General features: G+C 51.2%; 13 protein-coding genes. All 13 read right to left on the reverse strand.

Going from position 1 to position 13,231, the window contains the following annotated elements; translation table 11 throughout:
• Positions 1–9: 9 nt before the first annotated feature.
• The 13 genes from nadA to ACFOLF_RS17625 all read right to left on the reverse strand — a co-directional run bounded on the left by nadA (position 10) and on the right by ACFOLF_RS17625 (position 13,223).
• Positions 10–948, reverse strand: coding sequence for a quinolinate synthase NadA (nadA, locus tag ACFOLF_RS17565; protein WP_210046385.1), 939 nt, complete (start codon positions 946–948; stop codon positions 10–12).
• Positions 949–1,350: 402 nt separating this feature from the next.
• On the reverse strand, positions 1,351–3,354 hold the full coding sequence (ftsH, locus tag ACFOLF_RS17570) for an ATP-dependent zinc metalloprotease FtsH (protein ID WP_210046384.1): 2,004 nt from the start codon (positions 3,352–3,354) through the stop codon (positions 1,351–1,353).
• Between the two features lie 145 nt (positions 3,355–3,499).
• Complete coding sequence (gene hpt / locus ACFOLF_RS17575) at positions 3,500–4,039, reverse strand: hypoxanthine phosphoribosyltransferase (protein WP_210046383.1); 540 nt, start codon at positions 4,037–4,039, stop codon at positions 3,500–3,502.
• A gap of 63 nt (positions 4,040–4,102) precedes the next feature.
• Positions 4,103–5,533 carry a tRNA lysidine(34) synthetase TilS gene (tilS, locus tag ACFOLF_RS17580; protein WP_210046382.1) on the reverse strand — a complete coding sequence of 477 codons (1,431 nt, stop codon included), beginning with the start codon at positions 5,531–5,533 and terminating at the stop codon, positions 4,103–4,105.
• A gap of 70 nt (positions 5,534–5,603) precedes the next feature.
• A complete protein-coding gene (locus ACFOLF_RS17585) occupies positions 5,604–6,530 on the reverse strand; it encodes a serine/threonine protein kinase (RefSeq protein ID WP_210046381.1) in 927 nt (308 codons plus the stop codon).
• A complete protein-coding gene (locus ACFOLF_RS17590; RefSeq protein ID WP_210046380.1) occupies positions 6,514–7,239 on the reverse strand; it encodes a vWA domain-containing protein in 726 nt (241 codons plus the stop codon). Before ACFOLF_RS17590 ends, ACFOLF_RS17585 begins: the two co-directional genes overlap by 17 nt.
• Before the next feature lie 208 nt (positions 7,240–7,447).
• Positions 7,448–9,943, reverse strand: a complete 2,496-nt coding sequence (gene spoIIE / locus ACFOLF_RS17595) for a stage II sporulation protein E (protein WP_210046379.1) — start codon at positions 9,941–9,943, stop codon at positions 7,448–7,450.
• Positions 9,944–10,487: 544 nt separating this feature from the next.
• A complete protein-coding gene (locus ACFOLF_RS17600) occupies positions 10,488–11,054 on the reverse strand; it encodes a S1 domain-containing RNA-binding protein (protein WP_210046378.1) in 567 nt (188 codons plus the stop codon).
• Between the two features lie 145 nt (positions 11,055–11,199).
• A complete protein-coding gene (locus ACFOLF_RS17605; protein WP_210046377.1) occupies positions 11,200–11,517 on the reverse strand; it encodes an FtsB family cell division protein in 318 nt (105 codons plus the stop codon).
• Between the two features lie 30 nt (positions 11,518–11,547).
• A complete protein-coding gene (yabQ, locus tag ACFOLF_RS17610) occupies positions 11,548–12,189 on the reverse strand; it encodes a spore cortex biosynthesis protein YabQ (RefSeq protein WP_210046376.1) in 642 nt (213 codons plus the stop codon).
• Positions 12,186–12,470 (reverse strand): sporulation protein YabP, encoded by a 285-nt coding sequence (gene yabP / locus ACFOLF_RS17615; protein WP_210046375.1) that lies wholly within the window; start codon positions 12,468–12,470, stop codon positions 12,186–12,188. Before yabP ends, yabQ begins: the two co-directional genes overlap by 4 nt.
• A gap of 195 nt (positions 12,471–12,665) precedes the next feature.
• Positions 12,666–12,947 carry an RNA-binding S4 domain-containing protein gene (locus ACFOLF_RS17620; RefSeq protein ID WP_210046374.1) on the reverse strand — a complete coding sequence of 94 codons (282 nt, stop codon included), beginning with the start codon at positions 12,945–12,947 and terminating at the stop codon, positions 12,666–12,668.
• A 3-nt stretch (positions 12,948–12,950) separates the two neighbouring features.
• The gene (locus ACFOLF_RS17625; protein ID WP_210046373.1) at positions 12,951–13,223 is read right to left on the reverse strand and encodes an HU family DNA-binding protein; all 273 of its coding nucleotides are present in this window, start codon (positions 13,221–13,223) and stop codon (positions 12,951–12,953) included.
• Between the last annotated feature and the right edge of the window lie 8 nt (positions 13,224–13,231).

The following is a 13,231-nucleotide window of genomic DNA, read 5'->3' on the forward strand; positions in this document are numbered from 1 at the left end:
GTTCATTCCTTATTTCACCAGCAGCATGCGCTCCAGTGATAGTCGTGCCTGATCGGCAATATGGTCGGGAACATATATTTGCGGCTGCATGGTTTCAAGGCTTTTTACAAGCTTCTTGAGGTTGTTCACTTTCATATTCGGGCAAACCAGGTACTTGGAAGCAAAATGGAAGGTTTTGTCCGGGCTGTCCAAACGCAATTGGTAACCGGTGCCATCCTCCGTGCCTACAATAAATTCTTTGTTGTCCGACTCTTTGCAGTATTTCAGGATCGCCGTCGTGCTTCCTACAAAATCGCCAAGTTGAACGACTTCCGGGCGGCATTCCGGATGAACGACAAATTGCGCATTCGGATACTTGGCTTTCATCTCTTCTACATCTTTGACGGTCAGCATATCGTGGGTGTTGCAGTAGCCTTCCCAAATGATCATTTTTTTGTCTGTGTGCTGCTGAACATAATGACCGAGGTTCTTGTCCGGCACCCAGATGATCTCATCTGAATCCACCGAGTTCACCACACGCACAGCGTTGGCCGAGGTACAGCAAATATCCGTTTCCGCTTTGATCTCAGCAGAGGAGTTAATATAAGTCACGACTTTCGCATTGGGATGCTGCGCCTTCAGCTTGCGCAGACCATCCACATTGACCATATCGGCCATTGGGCAACCGGCACGTTCATCAGGAATAATGACCGTCTTGTTTGGAGCCAAAATCTTGGCGCTTTCCCCCATAAAATGGACGCCGCAGAAAACAATAACATCTGCGTCGGTCTGAGCAGCCTTCTGTGCGAGCAGGAACGAGTCCCCGCGGAAGTCAGCCACCTCCTGTATTTCGTCACGCTGATAATAATGCGCCAATATAATAGCGTTGCGTTCTTTCTTAAGCTGCATTAAACGTTCCCGCAGCTCGCGGTTTTGTTCCGCTTTGCGCTCGAGAGCCAATGCTTCCATAGTCTTAAGTCTCCTCTTTTCACTGACTTTGTGAACAGATGCACAAACCCCTACATGACTTATAGATGTTCAATCTGCCGCACAATCATGACAAAGCGTTTTCGATTGTTTAACATTTAATTTACACAGTGTGCTTCCTGCTGTCAACCGACAAAAGGGACCGTTTTGAGCCATCTGCGAAGACAATGCGCTTCATTGAACACATAGGGGCTGCAAATCTTATCCACCCTTCTACAGAGGCTTGTTTTCAAGAAGAAACGGCTGCATCAACTTTGGTACGGCAAAGTAAATTTTTTACACAATATTTTTGAAAAAAATCATTTGTCATCCTTACCGAGTCAAAAAAGGCTGCCCGCGCAGTTGTCTGCTTGCGAACAGCCTTCGATGGCTTTGATCTGGTCTTTATTTGGGTCCGTTGTCGTTGCCGCTATCCGGATCGTCCGGAGGCGACAGATCTTCTGTTTCCTTGGATTGAATGCGAACCTTCACACCACCGATGTTATCAATGATTGGCTCCCCGTGAGGTTCTTCAGAGGTGCCTTCGGATGGAGTTCCTGTACCTGTTCCATCGATCGAGCCCGTCTCGATCAGACGCTTGATTTGATCAAGCTCCAGCGTTTCCACTTCCAGCAGAGTTGATGCAATGAGATGCATCTCTTTGCTTTTCTCCGTAAGCAGCGCTTTGGCACGATCGTAGCAGGATTGAATAAAGCTCTGCATTTCCTGGTCAATTTCATAGGCGATGGCATCGGAATAATTCTGTTCATGTCCGATATCACGACCCAGGAATACCTGACCCTGCGAGCTGCCGAACTGCATCGGTCCGAGCTTGTCGCTCATCCCGTATTCCATAATCATGGCACGAACAATGCTGGTCGCTTGTTTGAAGTCACTGTAAGCGCCTGTGCCGATTTCGCCAATGAACAGCTCTTCGGCAACACGTCCTCCAAGGAGTCCCGTCACTTTATCGAGCAGCTCCTTCTTGGTTGACAGCATGCGGTCGCCTTCCTTAGGAAGCATGATAACATAACCGCCTGCTTTACCGCGTGGGATGATGGTAACTTTATGCACCACATCCGCATGCTCCAGGAAGTAACCAGCAATGGTATGCCCGGCTTCGTGATAAGCAACTATCCGTTTCTCGCGGTCACTGATGACGCGGCTGCGTTTCTCAGTTCCGACCAGTACGCGGTCAATCGCTTCGTCCACCTCAGTCATCGCAATATCCTTCTTGTTGCGTCTGGCCGCAAGAAGCGCCGCTTCATTGAGCAGGTTCTCCAAATCCGCGCCTGTAAAGCCTGTTGTCCGCTTCGCGATGATGTCAAGCTTCACATCCTTGGTCAGCGGTTTATTGCGTGAATGTACTTTGAGCACCGCTTCACGTCCTTTAACATCCGGACGGTCAACGGTAATTTGACGGTCAAACCGGCCTGGACGAAGAAGCGCCGGGTCAAGAATATCCGGACGGTTGGTAGCCGCCACGATGATGATGCCTTCATTGGCGCCGAATCCATCCATCTCAACGAGCAATTGGTTGAGCGTTTGCTCACGCTCGTCATGCCCGCCGCCAAGACCCGCACCACGCTGACGCCCTACGGCGTCAATTTCATCGATGAAGATGATACAAGGCGCGTTTTTCTTCGCATTTTCAAACAGGTCACGCACACGCGACGCACCGACACCGACGAACATTTCGACGAAATCGGAACCCGATATACTGAAGAACGGTACGCCGGCTTCCCCTGCAACGGCACGGGCCAGCAACGTTTTACCTGTACCCGGAGGTCCTACAAGGAGAACCCCTTTAGGAATACGCGCTCCGACCGCTGCGAATTTACGGGGATCCTTCAGGAATTCCACAACTTCCACAAGCTCCTGCTTCTCTTCGTCCGCGCCTGCCACGTCCTCGAACGTGACGCGCTTCTTCTCTTCGTTATATAAGCGCGCTTTGCTTTTGCCAAAGTTCATCACTTTGCCGCCGCCGCCCTGCGCTTGATTGATAAGGAAGAAGAACAAGATGAAAATAATCACGAATGGGATGATCGATGTTAAGAACGTCAGCCAGATGCTAGGGCCTTCGGTTGGTTTGACATCGATTTCGAATCCATTCTTGGCCTGTGCGTCATAAATTTCCTTGACTGCAAATTCCTCTACATTGGAGTGGGCATAAAATTGGTCCGACTCCGCGCCAGCTGGTTTTGTCTTATATTTACCTGTAACCAAATAGGAATAGCCGTCAAATTGAAGATCGACGCTGGCGACATTGTTATCGTTCAACGCTTGTCTCAATTGGTCGTATCGAATTTCGACGGTGGTATCGTTCTGGCTGCTGATAAATTGGAATATCCCGACAGTCACCAAAAAAATAATCAAATAAAATCCAGTGTTCCGGATGATCCGATTCATCCCCTACCTCCTCTCAAGACGTTCCAAATATTTTACCACAGCATGATTTCCGTCACAAACCAGAGTAGGTCGTGGGAGGGACATGATTGCTGGTGAATCGTACCACTTCGAGCCGCTTCCTGACAACAGGGTCAATCCACAAGCTTTACTTCTCATATATTTCCGGCTTGAGAATGCCGATAAGCGGCAGATTACGGTATTTCTCCGCATAATCAAGCCCGTAGCCGACCACGAATGCATCCGGCAGGACAAAGCCTTTATAATCAGCCTCCAGTTCCACCTTGCGGCCGGTCGGCTTGTCAAAAAGCGCAACGAGTGTGACTGATTTGGCATTGCGCCTTTCCAGTACATCGATTAAATAGCTGAGTGTCAATCCGCTGTCAATGATATCTTCAACGATCACAATGTCGCGTCCCTGAACGGGTGAATCGAGATCCTTGATGATTTTGACAACGCCGGAGGTTTTGGTGGACTGTCCATAGCTGGAAACCGCCATAAAGTCGATTTCGAGCGGAATATCAATCGTTTTGACCAAATCAGACATAAAGATAAATGCACCTTTCAAAACGCAAATGACAAGTGGATTGCGTCCTTCGAACTCCCGGCTGATGATAGCTCCGAGCTCACTTACTTTCTGCTGAATCTGGTCGGCGTCATACAATACTTCTTGAATGTCATTCAGCAATGCCGGGACCTCCTACTTTTTCACCTATACTTATGAATGGATCAGTGCAACTTATTCAAGACCCTACCATTCGTCTCTAAAATTCACCCTGATGCGCAGGATCCGCTTGGTTTGCCCTGTAACCTGCGCAAACCGCGAACGTCTTACGCCCGGGATCCAGAGGATGCAATCTTCGGCATCGACAAGCAGCGGCAGCTTATTGCGCTGCGAAGGTGCGATTCGGTCGTCAACGAACATATCTTGTACTTTTTTGGTGCCGTTTAAACCAAGCACCTGCATTCGGTCTCCCGGGCGCCGGTTGCGGACTGTCAACGGCCAATGAATCAGGTCGGCATCGAACCATGATTCCCGCCGGTCAACGGGCTTATCTTCGCCTGGAGGAAGCATCATATCCAGCCTGAGCTGAGCATGCGCAAGAGGCATTTCCAGCAGCTCCATGCTTTCCGTGACCATATAAGAGTATTCGGCCTCTGCTTGTTTGCCGCCCGACGTCCAATCTGCCCGGATAAAATGCAAGCTCTCGTATTCGCGTACGAACTTCACGCCACTTCCCGCATCATAGCTCCAGGTCGTCGATGCACGGTCCGAGACCGCTTGTCGAATAGTCTCAACGCTGTCGAATGAGATGGTCGCAGTTTCCATTCCAACATGGTTTAATATTAGTTTAATCAATCTCCTTTGTAAAGCGACATGCAACTCTAGCAGCGCTTTGCGGGTCATTTGGCATCCTTCACGGCCTATCATGATGCAGCGTTTAAAAGCCGCTTGTGTCTCCCGTTCCATCCAGTCGTCTTCACTTGCCGCAAGTTCGGAAAGCCGAACGAGCGCATCCGATAACTGTGGATTAAATTGTGCCAAATAAGGCAGCGCATCGAGGCGGATGGCGTTGCGGACGTAGGTCCTTTTCCCGTTGCTGCTGTCTTGGCTGTACGCGAGTCCCCATTGATTGCAATAGTGGAGGATGTCTGCCTTGTATGTACGCAAAAGAGGCCGAATAAGTTCCACGTTTTTTTCGGAACGCTTGATCGGGATGCCCGCAAGGCCGCCGGGGCTCGTCCCCCGGAGAATACGCATGAGCACGGTCTCCGCCTGATCATCGGCATGATGGGCCAGCGCGATACGTGATGCGCCATGCTTGCGTGCGACCTCATGGAGAAAGGCGTACCGCCGCTTGCGTGAAGCCGCCTGTGAATTCATCTTTGTTTCTTCTATATAAGCCGGCATATCGATATAGACGGATTCACACTGCAGGCCGAGCTCGGCGGCAAATTTTTTCACCGATTGCTCCTCCTGGTCGGATTCCCCGCCGCGGAACCCATGGTTCACATGCGCGGCAATCAAGGTCAAGCCTTCCGAGGGGGCAAGCCGGTGAAGCATGTGCAGCAGAGCTGTTGAGTCAGGTCCGCCAGACACAGCCACGATGATGGTCTCTCCAGGGAGCCACAGCTGCTCGCTTGAAGCAAGCTCTGACATCTCGGCGAGCAACTCGTTCATACCTACCACCTCCATAGCGTTTGCAGCCGCGTTATCTTTCATCCCTTATACGTTAAAGACCGAGCTTTATTTACGATCCTGTCCGCAAAAGCCAATATATCGTTGTGGCGAGCACAGCCGCAGATGCAACGAACAATCCTTTGATCCAGCGGGAAACCGGAGGGGACGAGCGTCCGCCGGGCCGGTGCATCCACTGCTGCCACGCAGCCGCGGCTTCGCGGGCGTTCTTGAATTCTCCGCCCATTGCCTTGCGCAGCCAGCCGCAAAGCGGCTTGAGCACCGGATTCGCATAAGCCAGCCGCAGCAGCTCTTCGGGAACGCGGTTCTGCGGCAGCATGGAAGCAGTCAGCTGGGCCAGCCGTTTGCTTTCGTACAATTGCAGACAAAGAACAGCGAACGAAAACAGATCATACCCCGCATCCGCGCTGCGCGTTCCCGCATTCCAATAACCGCGGTCGTAGATTTCGGTGAACTGCCTGACCCCTTTGCCGAAGGCGGTAACTCCGCCATAATCGACGAGCTCGACACGGCCGTAATCAGCCACGAGCACATTCTCCACCTTCAGATCGCCAAAGGCCCAGCCCGCTTCGTGCAGCTGAGCCAGTTTGCCGAGAAGGCTGTACAGTGTCACCGGAAACCATTCCGCTCCCTGCTTCGACAAATAATCGGCCAATGTTACGCCGCGGACATAGCGCATCACATAAAACGGATATTCCTTGCCGTTAGCCGTGCGCAAGTCATCAACATCGACAAGATAGGACTCTGCCTTTGAGCTGCGCCTCTGCTCCGCGATGGACTGCAGCACATTAACCTCGGATTGCAGGTCCACTGCATCCGCGCCAATCTTGAGCGCATACCAGTTGCGCTGGCTCTCGACAAGAAAAACCTTGCCGTTGGCGCCCTCACCCAACAGCCGTTCCACGCGGTAGCTTCCCTGCTTCCATTTGCCCTTGATAATTGTTCCCCGGGACAAACTCCATTCAAACGACGTAGTCACTCATCATCCCGTCCGTTTCATCATTGTTCCTATTACCATAATCGGATTTCCGGTAAAAATCAATGACATGCAGCAAAGCGGGACCTGTAGGTGTCGTTCCGCGCATCTGCAGCCTGGGGAACAAAGACGCGGCCCCGCTGACATTGCCGGTCCAGTCCAGATCAAGCTTGCAATCCTCGCCATAGGCTGATCCCGGAAAATGAAATACAGCGATTTCGCTGCTTCCCTGACGGGCTTGAAGACTGAGCGAAAGATCGCGAATCGCATCCTCAACCGCCGCAAGCTTCGGCTTCATGCTCGCGCTTGCGTCAATAAGCAGAGCTACACGCAGCTTGCTGGTCTCGCTGAGCTCATCGATAACATGCACCACTTCGCCGCGTTTTTCCGGCGGCAGCGATTCAATCGAAGACGAGCCGAGAACCTGCTTCAGTTCACGTTGAACGGCATGCTGGATTGTCTGCACTACGGTCTTGCGCGTAAGCATCTGAACCGTTTGCGACAGCTGCCTGGTCTGTGCCAATCGGCTAAGACCTCCGCCTGCGCGCGCAATCTCCTCGATTTCAGAGGTCCCGAACTCACCCAGATCCCCTTCGTCCACTACACCCACAACATTGACCGTGACCCCCTGCGCATATGCCTGTGCAGCTGCCACAACCGGACTTATGCCTACATTCGAGCATCCATCGGTAATTAATAGAATCTGCTTCATTTCTCACAAACCTCCACAAACTTCAGAATCTACTGATAGCAAACGTTTGAGTATCTCTATCAGCGTTCCCAGTTTTAAGAGGCTTTAACCCTATGTAATCGTATGTCCTGCTTGGACATTAACCATTTTGCGCCGCTTGCGAATCGATAGAGATCGCCATAGCAAAAAAGCCCGCCCTCCGGCAGGCTTCATCATACTATAGCATTCTCTAGCTCACCGTCCTTGGACGCTCGACCTTGGACAGACCCGGCCAGCGGAAGGTTGCCCACTCGGGCTGATGCTTGTCTACTCTGGCGACGACGACTGTCATGTCGTCCATGATTTCGCCTTTATGATAACGCACGACCGTCTCCAGGAGCGAGTCGGCGATTTCCTGCGGATTGTCTGAGGCGATTTCCTGAATAACCCGCTTCATCCACAATTCTTTATTGACCGCATGGCCCGGAGCATCATAGATGCCATCGGTCATCATTATGAGGGTATCGCCCGCCATCAGCTGCACCCGGATCAAATCGACATCGATTTCCTGCAAAATGCCCACGGGCAGATTGTTTGCGGATATCGGAATGACTTCGCTGCCGCGCTTGATGAAGCTTGGCGTCGAGCCAATCTTCATGAAGGTCGTCTTTGCGGTATACATATCAATAAGGGCCACGTCCACAGTGGCGAAAATTTCCTCGGACGACCTAAGCAGCAGAACAGAATTAACCGACTTGATGGCCAGCTTCTCATCCATGCCGGACTGCAGGAGCTGCTGCAGGATGGTCAGGGCGGTGCTGCTCTCCAGCTTCGCCCGCTCCCCGTTGCCCATCCCATCGCTGATGGCCACGGCGAATTTTCCGTTACCCAGCTCCACTGTGCTGAAGCTGTCCCCGGATAACAAATCTCCTCCTTTGGCGACGCCGGCTATACCGGTCTCCACCTCGAACGCTTTGGCCGTGCCGAACACAACCAGCGCCGGTTCGCCGCTCTTCTCGGGATAGCGCTCCGAGATCACGGCGATCGGCTCACCCAGAATATCCGAAAGCAGCGGGGCGATGATCTTGCGGCATTCATCATAGCCCCTGGCAAAGGTATGGTAAACTTCAATTTCGACATTCCCCTCCTCCAAATTAACGACATCAATGCCATGTATGGATAAACCGAGCCCTTCCAGCGCTTCTCGGATCTGTTCTTCCTGTAAATGCAGTTGTTGGCCTTCCCGCTTGATCTCATGCGCCAGATCTTCCATGATCTGCGACACACCGGATAGCTGCTCGGCGACGAGCTGCCTTGAGTCGCTGAGCTGCTTTCTCCACATTTGATCATGCTTGTACATTTCATATTGCTGCTGCATAACACTCAGTACCTGTGGCGAACGTATACAATGATTGCTCCATTCCTTAGGTATATCCTTGGGTCCGACCTTCCTCCCTTCTTCAACAGCCGTCATCATTCCCGTCATTACCCTGTACGTATCATAGAATCTCCCCTCCCAGCATAATTCCTTGCGGTGACAGGAAGCGCATGTTTTCTCCGCAGCCGCATTCATAAAGTGGCCGACAGTCTCCTCACGCTTCACACTCTCATCAACAAGGTTGACCTGTCCGAAGCTTCGCGACAGTTGCTTGAACACTTCCGAGAACTGCGTGACGCGCTGAGCCGTCACATCGCGCACCCGCCTGGCATATTCATGCTGTGATTTGACATGCTCCTGTGTCCCCGGCACATATTTGGCAATGGTGCGCATAATGGAACGGGGCGTAACCAGAAACAATGCGGCAGCGATGACCGATTCCCAGGTGGAGGCTAACACATCCTGCTGATTGCCTATATAAATAGAGAGAATACATGATCCGAGCAGCATGCCGAAGGCGACTGCCATTCTCCCGCCCTCCCGCAGCAGCCCCGCGAGCAGTCCCGCAAAAGCGAGCAAACTCATCTGCACGATGGCATTCAAGTCCGCGAGACTCAAAATCAATCCGGCTATCACGCCCACGGATGCGCCAAGCGGCGCCCCGCCTACCAGGGCAAAGAGCAGCAGCATGTAACGGGACATCATATGTTCAACAGACAGACCGTATACCGCCCAGCCGACGGCACCTGTCATCACGGAAGCAAGCAGTATCATCAGACATATAATTTCTTCGTTCTTCAGCGATGAGGTCTTCCTCGTCATCGTCAGAACAGGTATGGCTTGTACAAACACCAGCGTCAGCACAAAGGCCAGCGCAGCCTCTACTCCCACCATCATCAGCTGATACCAGCCAAGCGTATCGACAATGACGACGCTGAACAGCCTTACAATAAGGGTGGAGATGAAGACAAGGAGCGGGGCGTAGGATAATTCCGCCCGTTCGTAAGCTTCAAGCCCTCTCATCAACAGATAGACAACAGCCAGCTCCATGGCAATCCACATCGGTTCCGGGGAAATGGCGAAGCAGCTGCCAAGAACAATGGAAAACCCTACTGAGAGATAAGAATCCCTTCTTAGAAAATAAACAACCGTGAAGTAAGCAACCGCAAAGGGGGTAAGCGACTCAAGAATAACCGCGCGACCGAGAAGAAAACCAACGACCATCAGAACAAATGCCCATTTCTTCGAGGAGATCATCGCTCCCAGCCTGCGTATAAAGGAACCATTCACTCCCTTTTGAATCGCCGTCTGTATAATGCTCGTCCGTTTAACATTTGGAAACAACACGACATTTTGCTTGTCTCTCATTTCAAGGACACCACCCATTCCCGATTTGTGTGTTCTCAGTATAGGAGCATGTCCATATAAAAGTTTGTCATAAAGCGTTGTCACTCTCAAAGTTTTTTCCGACAAAAATGCGTGAATTGGAAACGACGCGCGCGCTGAGCGCGGTTGCACGGATTACGCGGCATTGGACGTGCAGCACGCGCCGCCGGCGACCCACCGTTCAACAAAAAACATTGTCTGACGGGAAGCCTCAATCAGTGAAACGCCGTCCGAACCTGTCGGGAATAGATGAGAAGAAGGGAAAAGTTTTTTTGAAAAAGAGGCATATTCTTCAAATTCGCGGATTTAAACCGGAAGAATTGGGGTAATCGGGTGATGAATCGGCAATGGCAGAACCGCCTTCATAGCTTGACGCAGTTTCTGGGATCGAAAATATCAGAAAAGATTACATATGTGACAAACTTCTGGCGCAATATGCGTAAAAAGGGCTGCACCCATTACAATCTCTGAAAAGCCAAAAAAGGCAGAACCTGTAAAGGTTCTGCCTGCAAAGAGTCATATACAATTAAACGCGCTTCGCTCCGCGTCCGCCGCGTTTGGATTCCGTATTCTTCTTGATTGAAGAAATGCGTTCCTCGCTATCCTTAAGAAAGCGCGATACTTTATCCTCGAAGGTTGGTTTGCCAAAGGAAGGTTTACCGCCTGCTGCTTTATTGAAAGGACGTCCGCCGCCGCCGCCTCCGCCGCCTCCAGTACGATTGAAGCCGCCTCCGCCTCCGCCGCCAGGACGACTAAAACCGCCTCCGCCGCCTGCGCTTCCGCCACCACCTGTACGGTTGAATCCTCCGCCAGGGCTGGCACTGCGTTCGCGTTGAGGTGGAACAGAACCCTCAGGACGGTCGATTGCCTGTTTTATCGAAAGTCCGATTTTCCCGTCTTTATCTACATTAATGACCTTAACTGTTACAACATCTTCCAGTTTAAGATGGTCTTTAACATCCTTGACGTAATTATCGGCAATCTCTGAGATGTGAACGAGTCCCGTGACACCTCCCGACAAATCGACGAATGCCCCGAAATGCGTAATACCTGTCACTTTGCCCTCTAACTTGGCGCCCACTTCAATTGCCATAGGTAAAAATGTTCCTCCCTAACCGTTATGTGAAGCTGTTAGCTTCTGATGGCATTTTACAACCAACAATAAATGCTGCTACTAAGGTGATTATAACCGAACGAGAGGTGCAAGGCAACAGACGTGTACCCGATTTCAGGCCGAATCAATCCTCAATGACCTGTATCTGCTGCTCGCCTTTTTTTACCATACCCTGTTCTTTCGTAGCCAATTGACCAATGTATTCTTTATCATTCAGTTTGGCGACTTCTTGCTTGAGATCATTGATCTGAGTGTTCGCCGTATCGATCATCTGCTTTGTCTCGGCGAGCTTGAGCTCGGACTGACCTTGCCGCTCCAACTGGGATATAAACGTATAGGATGCCCAGCCCAAGAATAAAGCAATGACGATAAACCATAGTTTCAGCCGACGTTTCGTTCCTGCGTATGAAGGTGTAGGAGTACTCCCGGTAGCCGTCATCATCAATTCTTTGACCTCCACTCATAACATTATCTATTCATCACTGTCCTTCTTCTTCCAGTTTGTCAATCGCTGCCAAACCCTTGCCGCCTTGCCGGACGCGGACTTCCAGCGTTCAGCAACCCGCCACCTGGCCATAAGCGGAACCCACCAGCCAACCACCCATCGCGAGACCGGTTTGGTAATCGGGCTCATCATCCAGCGAACCAGAATCCAGAGTGGACGGGTTAATTGTATCACAATTTTCAAGAGGAACAAAGCAAGCGCAATCAAAAAGGAAATAATCAGCTTGCATAGCCGGTAGAGCAGCTGTAAAGGACGTACGACAATATATATAAACATCTTGACTATGATTTGAATCAGAGTACGGACGGCACGGATAAAAAAATGTACGAGCTTCACCACTATTTTGCTGAAAAGCCAGTAATAGCTGGCGATTCCGAGCAGGAGCCCGAGAAAGACATATGCCCGCACCTCGCCCTCATTGCTTGCCGAGAGGACCTGGAAAACAATAATCGTCGCGGCAATCCAATATAGCAAATCAAGCACCGGAACCCATAATCGTCCGATCCGCAGCTCGTCCGACACAACACGGTACCCGTCAAAAACAATGCCCATTCCAATCCCGGACAGCAGCATCGTCGCCATCGTCCACCACTGTACGCTGAGACTCACTTAAATATCTTCCCGAACAAGCTTTTGGATTTGGCTGCGGTATTCCCGTCCAGATAAGTCAGCGAATGGACGAGCCCCTCAATGGCAACAAGACCCTGCTCCAGGCTCAGATGCTTCATATGTAGGTTCTGCCCGCGAATGGCCAGGAAGCCAAGCTCCGTTTCCAGCAGAAACTCTTCAACATCGAAGCTTTCCACATTCATGACACCCGTAATTTCGAGTATTTTACGATTAAGCATTTTGATTTCCTGACGTTTTTGCCCTTTTCCTTGATCAATCATCGCCTCGTCCCCTCCTTTAAGACTAGCCTATGGGGGTGGGACAGGTTTTAGAACAATTCATCCTTCTACCGTTCTGCCGGAAAAAGGAAAAGCTGCATGCCGGTACGGGAGCCGCAGCAGATAAAGGCGTATTCGCTTGCTTCTAAAAAAAATAGACGGCCCCACCGAATACCCCGGTTAAGGCCGTCATTTCCTTTATTGCCATTCCATTTTGTTCTCGACTTGGCGCGATTCTTCCTTTAACAAAGTGTATAAGCCGCTCGCCTCGTCCTTCCTGGTCGTCTCCGCAAGCCGCTCAATGCGCACGGTGACAACTTTCTGGCCGAATTGAATCATGAGCTCGTCGCCGGCTTTGACGGTGCTGCTCGCTTTGGCTTCCCGGCCGTTGATCCAGACGCGCCCTTGATCGGACACATCCTTGGCGACAGTGCGCCGCTTGATCAGCCGGGAGACTTTGAGAAACTTGTCAAGACGCATGAACTACTTGATAGCTTCTTTTAATTTATTGCCGGCTTTGAATGCAGGAACTTTGGATTCCGCGATAGTGATGGGATTGCCCGTTTGCGGGTTGCGGCCCGTACGGCCAGAGCGCTTGCGGGTTTCGAATGTGCCGAAACCGATCAATTGCACTTTCTCGCCGCCTGCCAGCGCATCGGTTACTTCTCCCATAAAACCATTGAGAACCGACTCGACATCACGCTTGGTAAGCCCGCTTTTAGCTGCAATGCTGTTGATAAGATCTGTTTTGTTCATGAACATAG

The sequence above is a fragment of the Paenibacillus sepulcri genome, assembly GCF_042647105.1.
Taxonomy (GTDB): domain Bacteria; phylum Bacillota; class Bacilli; order Paenibacillales; family Paenibacillaceae; genus Paenibacillus_Z; species Paenibacillus_Z sepulcri.